This is a genomic window from Pseudomonas sp. BF-R-30 (assembly GCF_019956175.1).
Lineage (GTDB): Bacteria > Pseudomonadota > Gammaproteobacteria > Pseudomonadales > Pseudomonadaceae > Aquipseudomonas > Aquipseudomonas jessenii.
This window is the reverse complement of record NZ_JAHBDE010000004.1, coordinates 78,254-101,266: the sequence shown is the minus strand read 5'-3', so window position 1 is coordinate 101,266 and position 23,013 is coordinate 78,254. Positions and strand designations below refer to the sequence as shown.

Annotated in this window: 18 protein-coding genes; 12 read left to right on the top strand and 6 right to left on the bottom strand. The window is 60.8% G+C overall.

Features of this window, described 5'->3' with window-relative positions:
* The first annotated feature begins 15 nt into the window (after positions 1-15).
* The 8 genes from eat to KGB20_RS03025 all read left to right on the top strand — a co-directional run bounded on the left by eat (position 16) and on the right by KGB20_RS03025 (position 7,744).
* Positions 16-1,389: an ethanolamine permease gene (eat, locus tag KGB20_RS03060; RefSeq protein WP_057713144.1), complete on the top strand. Its 1,374-nt coding sequence runs from the start codon at positions 16-18 to the stop codon at positions 1,387-1,389.
* A 190-nt stretch (positions 1,390-1,579) separates the two neighbouring features.
* Positions 1,580-2,974, top strand: a complete 1,395-nt coding sequence (locus KGB20_RS03055; protein WP_154910630.1) for an ethanolamine ammonia-lyase subunit EutB — start codon at positions 1,580-1,582, stop codon at positions 2,972-2,974.
* An 8-nt stretch (positions 2,975-2,982) separates the two neighbouring features.
* Positions 2,983-3,807: an ethanolamine ammonia-lyase subunit EutC gene (gene eutC / locus KGB20_RS03050; RefSeq protein ID WP_154910629.1), complete on the top strand. Its 825-nt coding sequence runs from the start codon at positions 2,983-2,985 to the stop codon at positions 3,805-3,807.
* Between the two features lie 114 nt (positions 3,808-3,921).
* Complete coding sequence (locus tag KGB20_RS03045) at positions 3,922-4,383, top strand: GNAT family N-acetyltransferase (RefSeq protein WP_007990572.1); 462 nt, start codon at positions 3,922-3,924, stop codon at positions 4,381-4,383.
* Between the two features lie 270 nt (positions 4,384-4,653).
* Positions 4,654-5,310, top strand: a complete 657-nt coding sequence (locus KGB20_RS03040; RefSeq protein ID WP_102670761.1) for a DedA family protein — start codon at positions 4,654-4,656, stop codon at positions 5,308-5,310.
* Positions 5,311-5,314: 4 nt separating this feature from the next.
* Positions 5,315-6,127 (top strand): zinc-dependent peptidase, encoded by an 813-nt coding sequence (locus KGB20_RS03035; RefSeq protein WP_057713141.1) that lies wholly within the window; start codon positions 5,315-5,317, stop codon positions 6,125-6,127.
* Positions 6,128-6,240: 113 nt separating this feature from the next.
* Positions 6,241-6,768: an inorganic diphosphatase gene (ppa, locus tag KGB20_RS03030; RefSeq protein WP_007990564.1), complete on the top strand. Its 528-nt coding sequence runs from the start codon at positions 6,241-6,243 to the stop codon at positions 6,766-6,768.
* 229 nt (positions 6,769-6,997) lie between these two features.
* Positions 6,998-7,744 (top strand): S24 family peptidase, encoded by a 747-nt coding sequence (locus KGB20_RS03025; RefSeq protein WP_057713140.1) that lies wholly within the window; start codon positions 6,998-7,000, stop codon positions 7,742-7,744.
* Positions 7,745-8,080: 336 nt separating this feature from the next.
* Here KGB20_RS03025 and KGB20_RS03020 read toward each other — a convergent pair whose 3' ends face one another.
* Genes KGB20_RS03020 through KGB20_RS02995 form a run of 6 tightly spaced genes read right to left on the bottom strand, consistent with a single transcriptional unit; the run spans position 8,081 to position 18,252 of the window.
* The gene (locus KGB20_RS03020; protein ID WP_154910628.1) at positions 8,081-8,893 is read right to left on the bottom strand and encodes a YfaP family protein; all 813 of its coding nucleotides are present in this window, start codon (positions 8,891-8,893) and stop codon (positions 8,081-8,083) included.
* 3 nt (positions 8,894-8,896) lie between these two features.
* Positions 8,897-10,516 (bottom strand): DUF2300 domain-containing protein, encoded by a 1,620-nt coding sequence (locus tag KGB20_RS03015; RefSeq protein ID WP_154910627.1) that lies wholly within the window; start codon positions 10,514-10,516, stop codon positions 8,897-8,899.
* 1 nt (position 10,517) lies between these two features.
* Positions 10,518-15,077, bottom strand: coding sequence for an alpha-2-macroglobulin family protein (locus KGB20_RS03010; protein ID WP_154910626.1), 4,560 nt, complete (start codon positions 15,075-15,077; stop codon positions 10,518-10,520).
* Entirely contained in the window at positions 15,074-15,712 is a 639-nt protein-coding gene (locus KGB20_RS03005; protein ID WP_057713137.1) for a DUF1175 domain-containing protein, read from the bottom strand. The genes KGB20_RS03010 and KGB20_RS03005 overlap by 4 nt, the downstream gene beginning before the upstream one ends.
* Positions 15,709-17,421, bottom strand: coding sequence for a DUF2138 domain-containing protein (locus tag KGB20_RS03000; RefSeq protein WP_154910625.1), 1,713 nt, complete (start codon positions 17,419-17,421; stop codon positions 15,709-15,711). Before KGB20_RS03000 ends, KGB20_RS03005 begins: the two co-directional genes overlap by 4 nt.
* Before the next feature lie 39 nt (positions 17,422-17,460).
* The gene (locus tag KGB20_RS02995) at positions 17,461-18,252 is read right to left on the bottom strand and encodes a YfaP family protein (RefSeq protein WP_154910624.1); all 792 of its coding nucleotides are present in this window, start codon (positions 18,250-18,252) and stop codon (positions 17,461-17,463) included.
* 278 nt (positions 18,253-18,530) lie between these two features.
* Here KGB20_RS02995 and KGB20_RS02990 point away from each other — a divergent pair, with 278 nt between their 5' ends.
* The 4 genes from KGB20_RS02990 to dxs all read left to right on the top strand — a co-directional run bounded on the left by KGB20_RS02990 (position 18,531) and on the right by dxs (position 22,892).
* Positions 18,531-19,682, top strand: coding sequence for a Fic family protein (locus KGB20_RS02990; RefSeq protein WP_154910623.1), 1,152 nt, complete (start codon positions 18,531-18,533; stop codon positions 19,680-19,682).
* Between the two features lie 90 nt (positions 19,683-19,772).
* Entirely contained in the window at positions 19,773-20,015 is a 243-nt protein-coding gene (locus tag KGB20_RS02985) for an exodeoxyribonuclease VII small subunit (protein ID WP_007970180.1), read from the top strand.
* Positions 20,012-20,899: a (2E,6E)-farnesyl diphosphate synthase gene (ispA, locus tag KGB20_RS02980; protein ID WP_154862102.1), complete on the top strand. Its 888-nt coding sequence runs from the start codon at positions 20,012-20,014 to the stop codon at positions 20,897-20,899. The genes KGB20_RS02985 and ispA overlap by 4 nt, the downstream gene beginning before the upstream one ends.
* Positions 20,900-20,990: 91 nt before the next feature.
* Positions 20,991-22,892 carry a 1-deoxy-D-xylulose-5-phosphate synthase gene (gene dxs / locus KGB20_RS02975; protein WP_154910622.1) on the top strand — a complete coding sequence of 634 codons (1,902 nt, stop codon included), beginning with the start codon at positions 20,991-20,993 and terminating at the stop codon, positions 22,890-22,892.
* The last annotated feature ends 121 nt before the right edge of the window (positions 22,893-23,013 follow it).

Below are 23,013 nucleotides of genomic sequence, written 5' to 3'. Positions count from 1 at the left end.
AATTAGAGAGGACTTATGACTATTTCTTCCACACAGCTCAAACCCACACTCGGCACCCTGCATTTATGGGGCATTGCCGTCGGCCTGGTGATTTCCGGCGAGTACTTCGGCTGGAGTTACGGCTGGGGCACCGCAGGCACACTGGGTTTTCTCGTCACCGCGTTGATGGTGGCGACGATGTACACCTGCTTCATCTTCAGCTTCACCGAACTGACGACGGCGATTCCCCACGCTGGCGGGCCGTTTGCCTACAGCCGCCGGGCCTTTGGTGAGAAAGGCGGGTTGATCGCCGGCATCGCCACCCTGATCGAGTTCGTCTTTGCGCCACCGGCCATCGCCATGGCCATCGGCGCCTACCTCAACGTGCAATACCCGGAACTGGACCCGAAGATCGCCGCCGTTGGCGCCTATTTCGTGTTCATGGGCCTGAACATCCTCGGTGTCAGCATCGCGGCCACCTTCGAGTTGGTGGTCACCGTGCTGGCGGTCGCTGAGTTGCTGGTATTCATGGGCGTGGTCGCCCCGGGCTTCAGCTTCAGCAACTTCGTGCTCAATGGCTGGTCGGGTTCGAACGAGTTCACGATGGGCTCGATTCCCGGGATTTTTGCGGCGATCCCCTTTGCGATCTGGTTCTTCCTCGCCATCGAAGGCGCGGCCATGGCCGCCGAGGAAGCCAAGGACCCGAAACGCACGATCCCCAGAGCCTATGTCAGCGGCATTCTGACCCTGGTGTTCCTGGCCATCGGCGTGATGGTGATGGCCGGCGGCGTCGGCGACTGGCGTCAACTGTCGAACATCAACGATCCGCTGCCCCAGGCGATGAAAGCCGTGGTCGGCGATAATTCGACCTGGATGCACATGCTGGTATGGATCGGTCTGTTCGGTCTGGTGGCAAGTTTCCACGGGATCATTCTTGGCTATTCCCGGCAGTTTTTCGCCCTGGCTCGCGCCGGTTACCTGCCCAAGGGACTGGCCAAACTCTCGCGCTTCCAGACACCACATCGGGCGATTCTGGCCGGCGGCGTGATAGGCATCGCGGCGATCTACAGCGACGGTCTGGTCAACCTGCAAGGCATGAGCCTGACGGCTGCGATGATCACCATGTCGGTATTCGGCGCCATCGTGATGTACATCATCAGTATGCTGAGCCTGTTCAAGCTGCGTAAGACCGAACCGAACCTGGAGCGCACCTTCCGCGCGCCGGGCTATCCGATCGTGCCGGGGATCGCGCTGTTCCTGGCGGTGGTGTGCCTGGTGGCGATGGCCTGGTTCAACACCTTGATCGGCCTGGTTTTCCTCGGCTTTATGGTTGCCGGGTACCTGTACTTCCAGTTGACTGCCAAGCAACGTTCCGAGGCACCGGCAGACGCTATGCTCGAAGGTATCTGAATGCACCGGCACCGGGCTCACTGCCCGGTGCCGGCCATATTGAAGTGCACGCAGTTCCCATGTGGGAGCGGGCTTGCTCGCGAAGGCATCGTGTCAGTCGACATTTATTTTGAATGACACACCGCATTCGCGAGCAAGCCCGCTCCCACAGGAAAAGCAGATCGCAGTAATTATTGGAGGACTCCGCCCCATGGCCGCATTCGCCCATTCCGTCGGCGCCCAGACCTATCGCTTCGACAGCCTCAAGGATGTGATGGCCAAGGCCAGCCCGGCGCGCTCCGGGGATTTTCTGGCCGGCGTCGCGGCCCTCAATGACGGCGAGCGCGTCGCGGCACAGATGACTTTGGCCGACATTCCGCTATCCCACTTCCTGCAAGATGTTTTGATTCCCTATGAGTCCGATGAAGTCACCCGCCTGATCATCGACACCCACGACAAACAAGCCTTCGCGGTCATCAGCCACCTTACCGTCGGCGGCTTTCGCGATTGGCTGCTCAGCGATGCCGCCGACGAGCAGGTTCTGCGCGCCCTCGCCCCCGGCCTGACCCCGGAAATGGTTGCCGCCGTGTCGAAGATCATGCGCGTGCAGGATCTGGTGCTGGTGGCGCAGAAAATCCGTGTGGTCACGAAATTCCGCGGCACCCTCGGCCTGCGTGGGCGACTGTCCACGCGCCTGCAACCGAACCACCCCACCGACGAACCGGCCGGTATCGCCGCAAGCATTCTCGACGGCCTGCTGCACGGCAACGGCGATGCCATGATCGGCATCAACCCGGCCACCGACAGCATCGCCTCGATTTGCGCCATGCTGGAAATGCTCGACGCGATCATCCAGCGCTACGAAATCCCGACCCAGGCGTGCGTGCTGACCCATGTCACCACGTCGATCGAAGCGATCAATCGCGGCGTCCCATTGGACCTGGTGTTCCAGTCGATCGCCGGCACCGAAGCGGCCAACGCCAGTTTCGGCATCAACCTCAATATATTGCAGGAAGGTTACGACGCAGGTTTGAGCCTCAATCGCGGCACGCTGGGCCAGAACCTGATGTACTTCGAAACCGGCCAGGGCAGTGCCCTGTCGGCCAACGCCCATCACGGCGTCGATCAGCAAACCTGCGAAACCCGCGCCTACGCCGTGGCGCGGCATTTCAAACCGTTTCTGGTGAACACCGTCGTCGGCTTCATCGGCCCGGAATACCTGTACAACGGCAAACAGATCATCCGCGCCGGGCTCGAAGACCACTTCTGCGGCAAATTGCTCGGTGTGCCCATGGGTTGCGACATCTGCTACACCAACCACGCCGAAGCCGACCAGGACGACATGGACACCCTGCTGACCCTGCTGGGCGTCGCCGGGATCAACTTCATCATGGGCATCCCCGGCTCCGACGACATCATGCTCAACTACCAGACCACTTCGTTCCACGATGCGCTTTACGCCCGGCAGACCCTGGGGTTGAAGCCCGCACCGGAATTCGAACAGTGGCTGGCGAGAATGGGCATCTTCACTCAAGCCGATGGCAGGGTTCTCTTCGGCGACAGCCTGCCGCCAGCCTTCCGGCAGGCCTTGGCGCAACTGGGATGAGCATTGACATGGATAAATTACCCTTCGATCCACACAACCCTTGGCTGGAGCTACGACGCCTGACGCCGGCGCGAATTGCCCTGGGCCGCACCGGCACCAGCATTCCCACCCGCGCACAACTGGACTTCCAATACGCCCACGCTCAAGCGCGGGATGCGGTGCACTTGCCGTTTGACCATGCCTCCCTCAGCGCGCAATTGGCCGAACGTGATCGCGAGTGCCTTTTGCTGCACAGTGCGGCGACGGATCGCAACACGTACCTGCAACGCCCCGACCTGGGGCGAAAACTCAGTGATACCTCGGCGCAGGCCCTGCGTGATTACGCGGCGGCTCATCCGGGAGGCGTGGACCTGGTGATCGTGGTCGCCGACGGCCTGTCGGCATTGGCCGTTCATCGCCATACCCTGCCGTTTCTGGCGCGCTTCGAAGAGCAAATGAACGGCGACAGCTGGACTGTTGCGCCAGTCGTACTCGTAGAACAGGGCCGGGTGGCCGTCGCCGATGAGATCGGTGAATTGCTTGGCGCAAAAATGACCGTGATCCTCATCGGCGAGCGCCCTGGTCTCAGCTCCCCGGACAGCCTGGGATTATATTTCACCTACAATCCCAAGATCGGCCTTACCGATGCCTACCGTAATTGCATCTCCAATGTCCGGCTCGAAGGCCTGAGCTACGGCATGGCGGCACACCGTTTGCTGTATTTGATGCGCGAAGCCTGCCGGCGGCAGTTGTCAGGGGTCAATCTGAAGGACGAAGCGCAGGTTCAGACACTGGACTCGGACACGGGAGGCGACATGAAAGGAAATTTCCTGCTCGGACCGCCGAATGCCTGAATCGCTTGCGCATTGCACATTCGTACCAGTTTCAGGCAGGATCGTTGCGCGGCCGCCAAGGGTTTCCCATCGCCGTCAGAGACGTAAGACAGCCACTTGAAGACGAGACCTACCATGCGGATTATTCAAGCGACCCTCGAACACCTGGACCTGCTGACCCCCTTGTTCGTCAAATATCGCGAGTTTTATGGTTCCCTGCCGTATCCGGACTCGTCCCGGGCGTTCCTCGAGAAACGCCTGCGTCGCAAGGAGTCGGTGATCTACCTGGCGCTGTCCGATGATGACAGCAACAAACTGATGGGTTTCTGCCAGTTGTACCCGAGCTTCTCTTCGCTTTCGCTCAAGCGTGTATGGATCCTCAACGATATTTATGTCGCCGAGGACGCCCGCCGCCAGTTGGTGGCCGACAACCTGATCCGCACCGCAAAAAAAATGGCCAAGGAAACCAATGCCGTGCGCATGCGTGTTTCCACCAGCAGCAACAACGAAGTCGCGCAGAAAACCTACGAGTCCATCGGATTCAAGGAAGACACCGAATTCAAGAACTACGTGCTGCCGATCAGCGACGAACTCTGAATCACCTGCATACTGCTCGCGATGGCATCGACTGGATTACAATGGTCCAACGAAGTAACGGCATCGTGAGCAGGCTCGCTCCCGCCTGTTCGTTATCAAACATCAGCCCTGTCATGACATTCCCCGCTACAATCTCGACGCGATTTTCACCACTCGCCTCGTATAATCCCGATATTCCCGGCTTGTAAGAAAAACTACCCCTATCTGTAGTCTTACGCGAAGTCATCCGCACAGGTCTGCTGAGTCGGACCGTCACCACAGGTGCTTTCCATGGATTTCAACCCGATCGACATTGTCCTGCATCTCGACGTCTACCTCGACATGCTTGTAACCAACTACGGGGCATGGATCTACGCCATTCTGTTCATGGTGATCTTTTGTGAAACCGGCCTTGTGGTCATGCCCTTCCTGCCGGGCGACTCCCTGCTGTTCATCGCTGGCGCCGTGGCGGCCGGTGGCGGCATGGATCCGGTACTGCTCGCCGGCCTGCTGATGCTGGCGGCGATCCTGGGCGACAGCACCAACTACATCATCGGACGAACGGCAGGTGAAAAGCTGTTCAGCAATCCGGACTCGAAGATCTTCCGTCGTGACTACCTGCAACAAACCCACGACTTCTATGACAAGCACGGCGGCAAAACCGTGACCCTGGCGCGTTTCCTGCCAATCATCCGTACTTTTGCACCGTTCGTCGCCGGCGTAGGGAAAATGCCTTATCCGCGCTTCTTTGCTTTCAGTGTGCTGGGCACCATCCTATGGGTCGGCGGCCTGGTGACGCTCGGTTACTTCTTCGGCAACGTGCCGTTCATCAAGAAGAACCTGTCGCTACTGGTAGTCGGCATCATCCTGCTCTCGCTGGTGCCGATGATCATTGGCATGGTGCGTAACCGCCTTGCCGGTTCGAACTCCAAAGCCGAATCGCGCTGACACGATGTGGTCCCTGAGCGCCTGGCGTCGCCAGCGCACCCTGGCAAAGCACCCGATTGCCGACGACATGTGGCAACGGGTGCGCCATCACCTGAGTTTTCTCGATGGCATCAGCGCCGCCGAAGACCAATGGCTGCGCGAAGCCTGCGTGCTGTTCCTCGAAGACAAGCACCTGAGCGCCCTGCCCGGCGTCGAACTGCATCAGGAACAACGCCTACTGCTCGCCGCACAGGCGCAATTGCCGCTGCTGCACCTCGGCGACCTGAACTGGTATCAGGGCTTCCACGAAATCATCCTCTACCCAGACGACTTCCTCAGCCCCCAGCGCCATCGCGATGCCAGCGGTGTCGAACACGAATGGGACGGTGAGCACAGTGGTGAAGCCTGGCAGCAAGGCCCGATCATCCTCGCCTGGCCCGGCGTAATGGCCAGTGGAGGCTGGGAAGGCTACAACCTGGTGATCCACGAACTGGCGCACAAGCTCGACATGCTCAACGGCGTCGCCAACGGCCTGCCACCGCTGCATGCCGACATGCGCGTCAGCGACTGGGCCAACGTCATGCAAGAGGCCTACGACGACCTCGACCGGCAACTGGAACGCAATCCCGATGCCGAAACCGCCATCGATCCGTATGCCGCCGAAAATCCTGCCGAGTTCTTCGCCGTCACCAGCGAATACTTCTTCAGCGCCCCGGATTTGCTGCACGAGGCTTATCCACAGGTGTACCAGCAGTTGAAGCTGTTCTATCGCCAGGATCCGCTGGCGAGGTTGAAGCAACTTCAGGCGCATGACCCTGTCTATCAGGCACACCAGTGAGCGCCATACGACTTCTGGTCCATGGCGTCGACACAGGAATATGCCTATAATCGCCGCCACTTTTTGGTCAATCCGGCCAAGTGTTTTTGGTCAACTAACGGGGGCAACGCCCAATGAGCTACAGCAAGATTCCGGCTGGCAAAGACCTGCCGAACGACATCTACGTCGCGATCGAGATCCCGGCCAACCACGCGCCGATCAAATACGAAATCGACAAAGACAGCGATTGCCTGTTCGTTGACCGTTTCATGGCCACCCCAATGTTCTACCCGGCCAACTACGGTTACATCCCGAACACCCTGGCTGACGACGGTGATCCCCTCGACGTGCTGGTCGTAACCCCTTACCCGGTTGCTCCAGGTTCGGTGATCCGCGCCCGTCCGGTCGGCATCCTGAACATGACCGACGACGGCGGCGGCGATGCCAAAGTCATCGCAGTCCCACACGACAAGCTGTCCCAGCTGTACGTCGACGTGAAGGAATACACCGACCTGCCAGCGCTGCTGATCCAGCAGATCGAGCACTTCTTCGCGAACTACAAAGATCTCGAAAAAGGCAAATGGGTGAAGATCGAAGGCTGGGCCGGCGCAGACGCCGCCCGCGAAGCGATCACCAAGTCGGTTGCTGCCTACAAAGGCTAAGCCCGGCTGCAGGCTTTTAGCTGCAAGCGGCAAGAAAAACCCCGGATGATCCGGGGTTTTTTGTGGGTGCCTGAAAAGCACACCAAACACTACGTTTAAACACACCTTCCCATGGTTTTTGCTTGTTTAAAATTCCCCTGGAGCGTCTTACATCCGGTCGTAAATTTCCCGCAAAATTTGAACGAGGCGTTTATTCAAACCCTTGTTAGCCGCCAGTAGACTCGCGTTCATGAAAAAGAACACTAGCGGCCCACGCTTCAAAGCGCTCCTCGAAGCAGCGAACATCACGACCACCGGATTTGCCGAATTCCTGGATACGGCTCCGCAAAATGTACATAACTGGTACACCCGCGGTGTGCCTGCCCATTGCATGGAAGAAGTCGCCAGAAAACTCTCCGTCAGCAGCGACTGGCTGAAAACCGGCGAAGGCTCGAAAGACGCCCAACACCTGCGCCTGCTCGACGAGTCCGGCAACACCTTCGATGCCCAGACCATCCGCGGTGTCTACACGGTCATAGAGCCTGTCGACGTCGAACTGCCATTCCTCAAAGAAGCTGTCACCGCCCCGGGATCCAACAAAACCCATGTCATAGAAGACCCCGAGAAATCCATCCGCCTGCCCCGCAGCCATCTCGACTCCCTGGAAATCAACCACGCCGACGCCATCTGCACCCTGATGAGCGGCAATAGCATGGGTGAGAAAATTGAAGACGGTTCGACCCTGGCGATTGACCGTGGCCTGACCCAAATTGTCGATGGCGAGATCTACGCCATCGAACACGACGGCATGCTGCGCATCAAGTACCTGCACCGACTCCCGGGCAACTCCCTGCGACTGCGCAGCCACAACCGCGCCGAATATCCGGATGAAATCTTCAGGGCCGCACAGATCGAAGAGCAGAACATCAGGGTGCTGGGCTGGGTGTTCTGGTGGTCGACCCTGAACAAACGACGGCCGACGGTGCCCTTTCTTTAAGCGCTCCAGAACGCCCATCGGCCACCCACCCCGGTGGCCAAAGGCTCTGCCCGGCACTTCCCGCTGGGAATTTCCGTCAAACCTGCGTATGCTGCGCCCCACATTTGTGCATCGACCCGCCCTGCGGCTCAGATGCACTGGCCTGGCAGATGACTTTCTCACCAGGTCCCACAGCCGGACGCAAGATCCGGGTGTACGTTTTGAAGGCTGGCGCGGTTTACCAAAAATGATCCAAGCCAGTCCCCGAGAAGCCGGCCACAAGCCGGCTTTTTAATGCCTGAAAAAAGTTAACTGCCCAGAACCTGCATTTGTCTCAGCAGCGCTGTCACTTCCCCCTCACGGATAGCTGAACGCCTTCACCAACGTCAACTCCCCCACCGCGCGCATCGGCACCAGGAACGTCTCCAACTTCTCGCTCGGCGTCCCCTCCTCGGTAATCACCGTCACCTGGGCCGTGGTCAGCGCTTGCACCGCGTCTTCCTGCCCCTCTTCATCACTGCTGTAGCCGCCACCGAAGTAGTTCACATACACCAGATATTGCCCCTTGATCGGCGCAGGCATGGCGAAGATTTCCGGGCCATAGCCGGTGGTGACGTCGACGTCGAGCGCTGCGCCGTTGGGGACGACGCGGTCACCGTACCAGATGTGCGCGCCGTCGGGGGTGATCAGGTGCAGGTCAAGGTCGGTGCCGTCGCTGTCCCAGGACAGCAAAACGCGCAATTTGGCCGGGGTCGCGCCGCCGCTGCTGTTGAGAAATTGCGTGCGCTGACGTTGTTGGCCATCAGGGCTGCGAACCTCGACGCTGTTGCTGCCGTTGGGGAATGAGAACGGGCGATCGAAGCGCCCCGCCGGGTCGATTTTCAGCGGCATGCTGACCCCGTTGACGATCAGACGGCCGGGCTCTGTGGACTTGGCTGTAGCTTTGATCTGCCCGCTGATGCGAGCCGTGTTGGCCTGCCCTGTCGGGGTATTCACCGATGAGGCCGGGTAGTTGACGGTCTGCCGGAAGTTTTCCCCTTCGCCCTCAGGCGCGCCGGTGCGCCAGCCGCCTGCGGGGGTGTCGAGTTTGACGCTGTCAGCCGCCATCACCGATGGCAACGCCACCAGCGAACAGAGCAACAGCAAGACCTGTGGATAACGGAGTTTCATGGTCTATTCCAGCAAGAGGTGGCGGGCGAGCCCTTCGATGTAGGTTTCATCCTGGCCATTGGGGTGTGCTTCGAAGGCCAGGTGCAGGTATTCGTGGGTCAGGTCGAGGCGGTCTTGCAGTGTCCGCGCGCCACGCACGTAGATACGCTGACGTTCGCGGTCGACATAGGGGCGGCCGAATGCCAGGCGGCATACGGCGAAGGTGCTGACTTCGTTGTAGCCGGTTTCGCTTTCAAGTTTTTGGCGCCAGCCGCGCCGTTGTTTCTGCAGCCATTCTTGTGCGGCGGGCAACGCTTCGCAGGACGCGACCGGGTTGTCCCAGCGACTGAGACTGGCGCGTGGGTAGGCGTGCAGCAGGATGGCGTCGTAGCGCTGGCCGGCACGGGCCTGTTCGACGGCTTGCTGCCAGGACAGTTTGTCCGGGCCAGGCTGATCGGAATGGTAGGTGATGGTGCTGCCGGCCAGCACCAGGTCGCTGGTCCAGGCGGCGATGTCGCGAGACTCGGACGACGCCGGACGCGGTGCGACCCGCTGACGACTGCTGCTGTCGTCGATGCTCAGGCAGTCACCGCTGCGCGTGGCGTTTTGCAGCAGGTAAGTGCGGATGGCCACGGCCAGGGCTTTGGCGGCTTCGACCGGTTCTGTACTGGCTTCGCGCTGGAGCACACGGGCAACGTACTCTTCGCGATTCAGACGAGCCACGAGCTTGTCGCTCAGCAGAAACAGTTCACCGTCGCTGTGGATATCCAGCGCATTACCGTTGGCGAATTCGACGCGGTAGTCACCCTGCAATGCCCCGGAAGTCACTGCGGTGCCCCCTGACAGCACGCGCCGAAGTGGATAGCGAGAGAACAGGTCGACCTCTACGCACTGCCCTGCATCCACAGGCCATGCAACAGGAATCACCGTAGACAGTGCCTGCGCGTAATCTCGAAGAACCCGTTGACTGGTACCACGCCCGCCGGCCCAGACCGGTGTACCGTCCGCCGTCCAACCGGCAAATCCGCCCTGTCGCGATGTTGCATCCTGATCCGCCAGCCAGCTCCAGGTCTTCACCCGCAGGCGGCTTCCCAGTTCGCCGACGACCTGGCCATCGGCGGCGTTGAGCACCACATCGAGCAACACACGCCGGGCTTGTTCCTGTGCCGGCAGTACCGACAGCACCTTCAACAGTTCCGCCACCGAAACCCGGGTAGCCGGTTGCAACGAAGGCAAATCCAGCAACCATTGCGGCGCCTGCCGCGTCTGCCAATAGGCTCGCCAGTCGGCATCGCCGATGCCCAACCGTGCGGGTTCGAAATACAGACCGCATGACTTCACCAACGCCTGATCACGCTCGATCCTGCCGCCCGCCGTGCAGCAATAAACCTCTTCCTTCGACTGGCCCCGGCATTCATAAGCCGGCTCACGCGCGCCGGTGTCCACCAGCCAGGCGTAGACGAACAACTTCCACACACTGCCCAGTGGCGACTGCAACGTCTGCGGCAACGGCTCGCGGGTGATCACCTGCGTTCGACTCAGCGACAACAAATCGCCCTTGAAGGCCAGGCGCAAAGGTTCGTCCTGCGCCGTTGCCAGCACAGGGATCAAACACAACAACCAAGCTGTCAGCCGCCTGTGCACGTCAGTGAACCGTGACCTGGCCAAGGGCTGCCTTTTGTTCCATCGCCTGATGCTGCGGCGCATAAACCTGAGTGAAACGCACCGGCGGCAAGTTGAACTGCCCTTTCTGCGAGAAACGCACCAAATGCCGCAGGCGCAATTCACCACTCAAGGCATCGACCGGAATGGCGTAAGCCATTTGCCCCGGTTCGAAACGCGCCTTCTCCAGCGACGTCGGCTCGGTGCCGGCCATGCCCATGAGTTTGATGCCCCAGGTCGTGCGCTCGACATCGGCGCCCGGTGGCAGCGGCACTTCCAGCATCCCGTAACGCAACGATCTGGCGGCTTGGCTGGTGACGATCACCTCATCGAGATAGAGGTTGTCGCTGGACAGTGGCGCGTTGCCGACCGCTTCAAGTTTGAAGGTGAAAGCCGCATCCCCCGGCACCAATCGCGACAGGCGACGGGTGATGGTCACGGCCATCGGATCGACCACCGGCTGTTGGCTACGGTAACTCAATGCAGCGCGTAGCGGACGCTCTTGCGCGCCGGTCAGCGTCAATACCGTCGGCACTGGCGCAGACCCCTGCCACGTCCAGTACATCTCACCAGAAACCCCGTACTGTTTCTTCCAGCCTTCACCCGGCGCCAATGCAATGGTGGGCGATGCCTGCTCGATGCTGCGTTGCAGCCAGGTCAATGCCAACGCACGTTCCAGGGTCGATTGCTGAGGCAGCAAACGTTGCAGCAAGGCCTGGGCGTGAGCCTGATCGAAGGGTTGCAGCGACAGGTTCAGCGCTTCGGCAAACGGCTGGGAACTGACCGCCAGACGTTGCTGCGCGTCGGCCAGTTGCCGATTGAACGCGTCCGGTAAAGCGACCTTCGCTTGCCTGGCCAACGATGCCGTCAGCACGCGTGCAGCCGCCAGCCCCAAGGCTGAATCCGGATCGCTCATGACGAGGCTGTCTTCGCCGTTCTCCATCAGGTTCGCGGCGGTGCCCTCGCCCGCTTTCGCCAGGTCGTCCATCAAGCCACTGAGCAAGGTGTTGACCGGCAACTGCATCTGTTTGGCGAACGACAGGATCAGCGCCCGCTGCAACAACGGCGTGTTCTTCGCCTGTTTGGCGTAGACCTCCAGCACCCGCTGCCAATGCTCCGGCGGCAGGCTCAGCTCCAGCACCTGGCTGGCGTGCCAGTCGGCGTAATAGGCGTAGGCGGTGAGGAATGCATCCGGCTCGCCATCCATGCCCCACCAGGTGAAGCTCGCCGAAGGGCCGGCCATTTGTACCAGACGCAAGCGACTGTTTTGCATGATCAGACGCAGGCGATCACGGATCTGCGGATTCGCCGCCAGCGTCGGGTAGGCAATGCTCAATGGCAGCAGGCCGCTGGCGGTCTGCTCGACGCCACCGTAGGGGTAGCTCAACAGATCGTCGAGTGCAGAACGGAACAACGCTTGCGGACTGTCGTCCAGACGCAGGCGGATATCACTGGCGTCTGTCGGCAACGTCAGCGGCGTATCGCCCTCACTCACATCAAGGCTCTGGGTTTGAGTCACCTGCCAGCCTTCACCGGTCGCACTCAGGCGCACCGCCAGGGCATCAGCGGTTTTGCCATCCTGCATCAGTGCGGCGCTCCACTCGCCATTGACCAGTTCAAAGGTCGGCAACGGGATGTAGTTGATGCCACTGTTCAGAGTTACAGGCACGCGCTGTTCGTTGCCGGCGTAACGGGTCACCAGTTCGGCCTTGACCGGTTTCTCGGCCTGACTGAAGGCGAACACACCGAGGTCCGGTTTGTCACCGGCGCGGAATCGGGTCGGCCCGCTCCACTTCAGGTACAGCGGTTTTTCCGAGCGTACGAACTGCTTCTTCTGCCCGACCTGACCGCCATCGGCGATGGCCCTGGCGGTGATGCGCCAGCGGGTCAGGGAGTCGGGCATCTTGAAGGTGAAGCGGGTTTTGCCGTTGGCATCGGTCAGCAATTCAGGTTGCCACGCCGCCGTGTCAACGTCTTCGCGACGCGGCCGTTCCAGCACTTTCACGCCGCGCTCACTGCGATTGGCCTTGCCCGGTGCACCGGGGCTGCCCGGCAAGGCGACGTCATAACTGATGAACGACAAACTGGCGCTGGTGCGCACGTTGTTGCGCCGTGGGTGATAGAAGAACTGGTCGATGCTCGGCGCGACTTCCGGTTGCAGGGCGTAGACCATTTCATCGACCACGCTGACCGTCAGGTGCGCGGGGATCGCTTTGCCGGCGAACCGGGTGGTCAGGTCCACCGAGACGGTTTCACCCGGCAGGTAGGTTTCTTTGTCGGTGGCGATTGCCACGTCGATCTGTGGCGTTACCACCTTGATGCCGGCGTTCTGGAAACTGTATTGGCCACCCTTGGTGTACAACACCGAGAAGGTCAGGTTCGGCGCGAAACCGCCTTTCACCGGGATGCGCGCGCGGTATTGGGTATCGCTGAGTTTTTCCATCGTCAGCCAGTCGCCGCCCTTGGAAAGTAGCGCAGTGGCTTCGACCTTGTCGCGTTCCAGAGATAACAGCGCATCGCTCAATGGCTCGGGGAAAGTGATCAGCGCCAGCGCTTCATCGCCGGCGATGTACTCGGGCTTGTCGAGGACGATTTCCACGGTGCCGGGTACAGCTTTGACACCTTCGCCGGTCACCGAATGGCCGGTGGCGCCGACCGCCCGGCCATGATCATCCTTGAGCGTCAGGTTGTAGGTGCCCGGCCGGTCAAAGGCCAGGGTGAAACCTTTGTCGGTTGCCGCGAGCTTGCCTTCGCCGGTGCTCTGGTCCTCCAAACGCACCCAGCCATAGCTGCCTGGCGTAACGGCATCGGCCTGCTCACCTTCGCGGGCATAGCTGAAGGCAACCTTGTCACCCACCGCGCTGAAGCGTTGAGGCGCGCTCAAGCGGAAATTCGCCGCGCCACGGTCGATGAGGATTTCCTTGGTGGTCTTGACCCGATACGCCGCACCGTCGCTGGCAAATACCGTGAGCATGTAGCGACTGGGCTTGTCCGCTGCCGGCAAGTCGAGGGACGCGCTGCCCTTGGCGTCGGTGGTCAATTCGGTGCTGGTCAGTTCAACCGGAAATTGCCCGAGGTATTGCAGTTCGTTGTCGACCATCGACAGCTGTTGGGCGCGCAGGCTCAGGCTCAGTTTCGCATTGGCCACCGGTTTTCCATCCGGGTACAGCAGCACCAGGCTGCCCTTGACCGGTTCGCCTGTGCGGTAATCCTGCTTGGCCAGATTGAGCGAAATCTCGAAGTGCGGCTTGATGTATTCAGCGACGCGGAAGGCGCTGCTGTAAGCCTGATCCTTGTAGTTGAAACGCAGTTCATAGCCACCGGCCACAGCGTTATCGGGCAACTGGAATCGGCCCTGGGTGCCAGCCTTGGAATCGAGCTTCAGATCGAGGGATTGCAGCGCCGTGCCGGTCGCATCCAGCACGGTCACATTGACGTCGGCCGCGCTTGGCTGCACCGAGTCCCGCGCGTTCTTGAACTCCCGCCCGACGATTTTCAGCGACACCCAATCCCCCGGTCGATACAGCGGCCGGTCGGTGAAGGCATAGAGTTTGGTGTCGTAGATTTCGCTGTCGTAGTAGAAATTCTCGGAGACGAACACCCCGCCCTCTTCGTCTTCGCCGATCACGAACGAACGCTCAGGGCTGACGTGTTTCAAGCGCAGCAAGCCATCGGTATCGGTGGCGCCGCTACTCATTACGCCCAGGCCATCGGTCCACAGCACATTGACCTTCGGCACCGAACTGCCTTCGTGTTTGCGCGCGGCCCACACCAGCAATTCGTCACCGGCGATCTTGCTCACCGCCACGGTGTTGGAGACGAACACCATGGTGGTGGCGCGGTACTTGCCGATCAGCGCTTCCACCAGATAAAGACCCGGCTTGAGATTGCCCAACGGGATGTACACGTTGCCCGGCGCGACGCTGACGAACTCGCTGGAAGAACCGGCCAGGTTCACCCCCGCAGGTGGCTGGATCGGCTTGGCCTGCCACAACGGATAACGGAACTGGCTGACCACCGGCAAACCCGGTATCAATGCAAATTGCGGCTGCGCATCGTAGGGCGTTGGCGCGGCCATCGCGTTGCCCATCTTCAGTTCCGGCACTTCCTCGGTGACTTGTTTACGCGACTCGTAGGAAAACGCCCGCTGCATCACCCGACGGGATTTTCGATACCAGTTGTCCCACAGGTACGCGAGGGTGTTGGACAGGCCTTCACCCTTGAACTGGCCATCGCTGACCACCCGATGCAGGTTCTTCTGGCGCTTGAGGAAGTCCAGCGGCTTGTCGATGCGATACACCCGAATATCGGCGCCGCCGTAGGGCTCCATGCGAAACCGGCGATAGTCGCGACCCGGCGCTTCAAGGCGCACCATCGCCTGTTCATCGCTGGCAAAGCTGCTGTCGGCCAGCAGGAAAAAACTCTCGCCGGCCACTGGCGCATAGCCGCTGGCCGGGACCGAGTCTTCGGCGTTTACCGCCGAGAACGGCAGCACCAATACCAACAGCAGAGACAGAAAACGCAGCATGCGGGCACCGGTCATTGGGAAAGAAAATTCAGTCGATAGACGCCGATGAAGTTGGGGTTGGCTGCGTCGGGTATCCATCGGGTGTCCTTCCATGTCATGAGTTGCTGCAGGCTTGCCGAACGCATGCCGTTGTCGGTGGGTGTGCTGGTGCCGGTGTGATAGGCGATGTAACGGCCCATCCAGATCATCAGGTGCTGGTCGTCGCCCTGGTCGAAAAACATCAGGTCGCCAGGGCGCGCTTGAGACACATCGCGGCTGACCAGATGGCTGTTGAACTGGATCAATTTGATCGCATTGACGTATGGCCCGACCTTGCCGCCGCCCTGCTGCCATTGCTGGGCAAGACCGCGCTGGGCGTCGCTCAATTGCAGTTCCGGCGGCAGGTAACGATTGGACAGGCCATTGCTGCGCAGCCATTTGTCGTCATGGACTTTCAGCGCTTCGTTAGCGGCGAAGCGCACCAGCCCGGCACAGTCTTGTTGATACCAGCGCGGGCTCGGGCCCTGGCTCAGTTGCTCCTGGGCAATGCGCACGAACCAGGCACGAAACACCTGGGATTGCTGTGGGTCGAGCGACGGCGCCTCGACAGCGCGGGCACCCGCGCTCAGCAACAACGCCAGCAGGCCGAGACTTCGGATCAATGCCGTCACAGGGCTTTCCACTCCAGCGGCAGCCACTGCCAGTGGCCGTCTGGCTCGCTGCCTTCGGGCAAGGTCAGGGCGTATTTGCCGTAGCCGCCGAGCTTGCGCAGTTTCGGGATCAGCCAGGTTTGCGCGGCGTTATAGAACACCGGTTCCATATCCTGGGGCAGGCTGTCGAGGGTTTCCTGCTGCATCAGTTGGGCCATGGAGTCCGGGCCGAAATAGACCGGCATCAGCAGGTCTTTCGGTACCACGTCGGCCATCGGCGGGAAGCGTTTGTCGAGGGTGCCGAGAGCCTTGTCCACCAGCTTGTCGTCGAGGGAGAAAAGCAACGTCGAGCCATGCCTCGCCAGGCTGACTTTCATGAACGTCTTGCCGGTGATCGCGTCGGGGTTTTCGGCCTCCTTGGCCGCATAGGGACCGAAACTGGAGCTGACCTGGCGTTGCCACTGGTGGCTCTGGCCTGCCTGTTTCTCCATCACCGGGAAGGCACCGTCTTCGACTTTGCTCTCGTAGGCACCGACCATCGAGCCAAACAGGCTGCCCAGATCTCCATCGAGTTTGCCGCTGTCATCATCGTTGAGACTGGCCACCAGCAAGGGCGTGTACAACCGCGAATCGGCATACCAGCACAGGCCTGCCGCGCCGGCCATGTGTTCGGTCAATGCCTGGGCCACCTTCTCCTGCGCACCGAGCTTCACCAGCAGCGGTGTCTGTTGTTCGGCCGCCAGCGGCAACGCCACGCAAGCGCTGGCGCCCATGGGCATGGCTTGCCAGATCGGTTTGAAATCGAAGTCTGGCTGATTCTCCAGTTCATCCATGGCCAGGAAGCTGTGCCAGCCCTTGTCGTCCATGTCAAAACGCAGGCCGGCGAAGGTAGGGATGAAACGCTGGTAACCCATGGCCAGCACGCTGGCATTCACCGACAGGCGTTGTTTCACTTGCGGCTCACGAGGTGCCAGGCCGAAGGCTTCGGGAAACAGTTTGTCGCCATTGAGCAGCGCAGCAATGGCCGTGGTCGACACGCTGCCCGATTCTTCCGTTGCGCCACTTTGCGGATCGTAGAGTTTCGCCGGATTGGACAACACCACCAGTTTGTCGCCATGGGACGCGAACAGCAGCGCCTTGCTCGCGTTGTAGTTGAGTTGATAGAGCGCCACGTCGTCGGTACCGACCTTCACGTCAGCGACCTTGCTCAGCTGCGAGTCGCCCAGCGCCACTTTGGCCAGCGGCTCCAGCACCTTGGCCAGCCCGCCGCGATCCATCACCAGCAGGAAATCCTTGAGCCGCCCATCCGCCCCGCGCCACAACGCTACATCGGCAGGCTGATCGAACAACTGCTCGATCAAGGTGTCCTGCAGTTTCAGGTCGTGTTCGTAGATGATCCGCCGCAAGCTGCCGATCAAGCCCAAGCGATCGGCATGGGTTTCGTAATAGAAGACGAAATCTTCGGTCAGGGTTTCCTTGAGGAACGGCACCGCCAGCAAGTCCTTGGGCAACTGGCTCAGGGAGTGGGTTTCCAATAGGCCATCCGGGCGGCTCATGCCCAGTATGTCACTGGCCAACACGGGGGCCGGGGCCTTGGGCTTGTGCATGAACCACCCCAACCCACCGGCCACGACAACGACCAGGCATATCCCGATCAGCAGCGTCGGCCAATGCAGGGGAGGTTTGGCCGCGGGTGCGCCAGCTGCCGGAGTAACAGTGCTATCACTCATGTTCACAAAACCCGAATTTCATCCGTGGAGCGGGGATGCTTAGTAGTTGAAAGTCTTGACCAGCAGCAGGTCGCCGATTGCGCGCAGGGGCACGATGAACGTCTCGCGTTTTTCATCGACGGTGTTTTCGTTGAGCACCAGGTTGATCTGCGAGGTAATCACCTCGTTCTGGTTGCTGGTCTCATCGAAGTTATAGCCGCCGCTGCCGAAGTTGCCCCAATAGTTCACGTAAACCAGATAGGTGCCACGCAGCGGTGCGGTCATGGTGAACATTTCCGGACCCGGGCCATCGACGCCGTCGGGGTCGAGGCCGCCGCCATTGGTCAAGGCCGAATGCGCCCAGAAGGCATGCTGACCATCAGGCGTGACAATATGCAGGTCGAGTTCGGCTTTCGGATCGTCCCAACCCAGCACCACGCGAATCCGCGCCGGGGTGCGCAGGTTGTTGGCTTCATAGAATTGAACACGCTTGAGAGACTGGCCTTCGGCGCTGCGCACTTCGACGCTGTTGGAACCGGCGCCAAACGCATAGGGTCGGGCGAAACGCCCTTGTTCGTCGGTATAGAGATTCAGCGGATTGCCGTTGACCGCCAAGGTGTGCGGCCCGCGCTGGGTGCCCAGGGCCTTCAGTTGGCCTTCGATCATCGTGCGATTGCGCTGCACACCCCGGTCGATCGGCGGCGCGGGATAGGCGACTTGCGGGTTTTCGCTACGGTCCAGCAGACCGTTGTAACGCCAGCCGCCCACCGGTTCCGACAACGCGGCATCCGGCGCAGCCAGAATCACGGGCACGATAGCCAACCCGATCAGCAGCAAAAGAAATGAGCGCATGCGACGCCTCCTGCCATGCATGACGAAACCTTGCGCCTGATCCTGAGCGCGTTACAGATGTGGATACTGCGTTTCGTCTGAAAGACCCGTGACTACCGGGTCGTATAGGGCTTGAAGGTTAGCCATTCGGGTGTTTTTTAACAATCGGATGGCACCGAAATTGCGGCGGGAATCACGGTAACGGGTGGACGGTGAGCCGAATACGCGCCATATTCGGCTCATTATGTGAGCCGAATAGCCCATCTAATCGGCTCACCCCTACTTAGAGCATCAAGTTCATGACACCTCAATGGATATGGCAGCAGCCTGATTGGCCGGGGTTCACCTGGAATGCCGAACGACTGGCGCCCATGTTACGTGAGTGCGTTCAAGCACAAGGTCGGCTAATGGGCATGGCCAGTTCCGTGGGCAGTTCGCTGAGCGCGCAAAGTGAGCTGGATGCACTGTTGCAAAACATCGTCACCTCATCGGCCATTGAAGGAGAACAGCTGAATGTCGGTTCAGTTCGTTCTTCATTGGCGCGGCGATTGGGGTTGGAGCTCAATGATGGCGACAACATCAGCAAGCGCAGTGAAGGGCTCGCGCAATTAATACTCGATGCTACCCAGCATTTCGCCGAGCCGCTGACACTTGAACGATTGCTGGATTGGCATGAGTGGCTGTTTCCAGAACAGGAAATCGGCTTGGCCGCGCAAAGCATTCGTGTAGGTGCTTTGCGCGGCGATGATCCAATGCAAGTGGTTTCCGGTCGTCTCGATAGACCGACGGTGCACTTCGAAGCACCGCCTCGCTTGGGCCTTGAGCGCCAACTCGATGCCTTCCTCGAATGGTTTGAAACCAGCCGAAATCTGTCCGGGCTCGACCCTTTGCTTCGAGCTGGCATCGCACACTTCTGGTTTGTCACACTCCACCCGTTTGACGACGGCAACGGTCGCCTGACCAGGACGATCACCGACCTTGCATTGGCTCAAGGCGAAGCTCAGGCGATCCGTTTTTATGCCATGTCGGCGAGTATTCTCGAGGATCGTTCTGGCTATTACCGGGCGCTGGAAACCTGCCAGAAATCCAACACGGACATTACGGTTTGGCTCGAATGGTTCCTGCAAACTCTATTGCGCAGCCTGCAGCAGGCCATGGCACGGATCGAATCCGTGCTGGGCAAAGCGCGCTTCTGGCAGGCGCACCGGGAGTCCGAGCTGTCGACCGAGCAGACCAAAGTACTGAATCGTTTGCTGGACGGAGGGGAACGAGGATTCGAAGGCGGGATCAGTGCGGCGCAGTATCAAGCCGTTGCGAAAGTCTCCAAAGCGACCGCGACCCGGCATCTGGCCGAACTGCTGGATAAGGAATGCCTGCAACGCCTGCCGGGTGGCGGGCGCAGTACTCGCTACCAGATCAAATATCCCGACCAGGCGCCTCCTGAGCGCTGAAACCCTTGCACCAAACACCTCGCTCATTTGCCCATAAACCCCCTATCTGCTAGTGTCGCGCCGGTTTAACGTCAACCGGAAATCGCCGCCATGGCCCGCAAAAAAGCTGCACTGGATTTCGAACAATCCCTCGCCGACCTGCAAACGCTGGTGGAGCGCCTGGAGAATGGCGAATTGTCGCTGGAGGACTCGCTGGCCGCTTTCGAGCAGGGCATCGGTCTTACACGCGATTGCCAGGCGGCGCTGGCCCAGGCCGAGCAAAAGGTTCAGGTGCTGCTCGAGCGTGATGGCGAGTTGGCCGAGGAACCCTTCGACGCGGATCAGCCAGAATGATTGCAGCGTACTCGGCCTCCAGCCAGGCCCGCGTCAACACAGCGCTGGAAACCCTGTTCACCGCACCGAGCCCCGAGCTGGCGCGGCTGTACGAAGCCATGCGCTACAGCGTTATGAATGGCGGCAAACGCGTGCGTCCACTGCTGGCCTACGCCGCGTGCGAAGCATTGGGCGGCAAGGCCGAGCAAGCCAACGGTGCGGCCTGTGCGGTGGAATTGATCCACGCTTACTCGCTGGTGCATGACGATTTGCCGGCGATGGACGATGACGATCTGCGCCGCGGCCAGCCAACCACCCACAAGAAATTCGATGAAGCCTGCGCGATCCTCGCCGGCGACGGCTTGCAGAGCCTGGCCTTCAGCGCCCTGCTCGATCCACGCCTGAGCGCGTCGGATGCCGAAATCCGCCTGCAAATGGTCAGTGCCCTGGCGTTGGCGGCAGGCCCGGCGGGCATGGTTGGCGGTCAGGCCATCGACCTCGGCTCGGTCGGTCTGAAGCTCGACCAGAAAGCCCTGGAGTACATGCACCGGCACAAGACCGGCGCGCTGATCGAGGCCAGCGTCAAACTCGGCGCCCTGGCCAGCGGCCGTGCCGAGAAAGACGAACTCAAGTCCCTGCAGACTTATGCACAGGCCATCGGTCTGGCATTCCAGGTGCAAGACGACATTCTCGACGTCGAAAGCGATACCGAAACCCTCGGCAAACGCCAGGGCGCCGACATTGCCCGGGACAAACCGACCTACCCCGCCCTGCTCGGCCTCGACGCCGCCAAGGCCTATGCCCTGGAGCTGCGCGACCAGGCCCTGCACGCCCTGCGACCGTTTGACGCGGCGGCCGAGCCGTTGCGTGATCTGGCCCGGTATATCGTCGATCGCCGCAGCTGACGGCAAATCCGTCAAAAAAGACCAACGCGTGGGCAGGGGACGATGCATCAGGTAAACTGCCGCATCTTTTATACCTATAACGATTCGCCTGATGCCCACGACGTTTCATGAGATTCCCCGCAAGCGCCCGACCACGCCCCTGCTCGATCGCGCGAACACGCCGGACGGCCTGCGCCGGTTAGGCGAAGCCGAGCTGGAAACCCTGGCCGATGAGTTGCGCCTGGAATTGCTCTACACGGTCGGCCAGACCGGTGGGCATTTCGGTGCCGGCCTGGGCGTGATCGAGCTGACCATCGCGCTGCATTACGTCTTCGATACCCCGGACGACCGGCTGGTGTGGGACGTAGGTCATCAGGCTTATCCACACAAGATCCTCACCGGTCGTCGCGAGCGCATGGGCACCCTGCGCCAGAAAGACGGCGTCGCCGCCTTCCCGCGTCGTTCCGAGAGCGAGTACGACACCTTTGGCGTCGGCCACTCCAGCACCTCGATCAGTGCCGCGCTGGGCATGGCGATTGCCGCCCGCCTGCAAAACAGCGAGCGCAAGGCGATCGCGGTGATCGGCGACGGCGCGTTGACCGCGGGCATGGCGTTCGAGGCGCTGAACCATGCGCCGGAAGTGAACGCCAACATGCTGGTGATCCTCAATGACAACGACATGTCGATCTCGCGCAACGTCGGTGGCTTGTCGAACTACCTGGCGAAGATCCTTTCCAGCCGCACCTACGCGAGCATGCGCGAAGGCAGCAAGAAAGTGCTGTCGCGCCTGCCCGGTGCCTGGGAAATCGCCCGTCGGACCGAAGAATATGCCAAAGGCATGCTGGTTCCCGGCACGCTGTTCGAAGAACTGGGCTGGAACTACATCGGCCCCATCGATGGCCACGACCTGCCGACCCTGATCGCTACCCTGCGCAACATGCGCGATCTGAAAGGCCCGCAGTTCCTGCACGTCGTCACCAAGAAAGGCAAAGGCTTCGCCCCGGCGGAAGTCGACCCGATCGGTTACCACGCCATCACCAAACTCGAACCGCTGGACGCCCCGGCCGCCGCGCCGAAAAAGGCCAGCAGCGGGCCCAAGTACTCCGGTGTGTTCGGCGAGTGGCTGTGCGACATGGCGGCGGCCGATCCGCGTCTGGTCGGGATTACCCCGGCGATGAAGGAAGGCTCGGACCTGGTCGCTTTCAGCGAACGCTTCCCGCTGCGCTACTTCGACGTCGCCATTGCCGAGCAGCACGCCGTCACTCTCGCGGCCGGCATGGCCTGCGAAGGCGCCAAACCCGTGGTGGCCATCTACTCGACCTTCCTGCAACGCGGTTACGACCAGTTGGTGCATGACGTCGCTGTGCAGAACCTCGACGTGCTGTTCGCCATCGACCGCGCAGGCCTGGTCGGCGAAGACGGCCCAACCCACGCCGGCAGCTTCGATTTGTCGTTCCTGCGCTGCATCCCCGGCATGCTGGTGATGACCCCGAGCGATGAAAACGAGCTGCGCAAGATGCTCACCACCGGCCACCTGTACGAAGGCCCGGCAGCGGTGCGTTACCCACGCGGCAACGGCCCGAACGCGACCATCGAGAAAGACCTCGAACCGATCGAGATCGGCAAGGGCGTAGTCCGCCGCCAGGGCAGCAAAGTCGCCCTACTGGTGTTCGGCGTGCAACTGGCCGAAGCCCTGAAAGTCGCCGAGACGCTGGACGCAACAGTGGTCGACATGCGTTTCGTCAAGCCGCTGGATGAAGCGCTGGTTCGCGAAATCGCTGGCAGCCACGAACTACTGGTCACTGTCGAAGAAAACGCGATCATGGGCGGCGCCGGTGGCGCGGTCAGCGAATTCCTCGCCCGCGAAAACATCCTCAAGTCGATGCTGCACCTGGGCTTGCCGGACATTTACGTCGAACACGCCAAGCCTGCGCAAATGCTGGCTGAGTGCGGGCTGGATGAAGCCGGGATCGAGGCTTCGATCCGCGAGCGCCTGCAACTGCTGAACAGCTAAATCCCTGGATACATGCAACACCCTGTGGGAGCGGGCTTGCTCGCGAAAGCGTCGGATCATTCAACTGAGAGGTTGACTGACACACCGCCTTCGCGAGCAAGCCCCCTCCCACATTTGATTT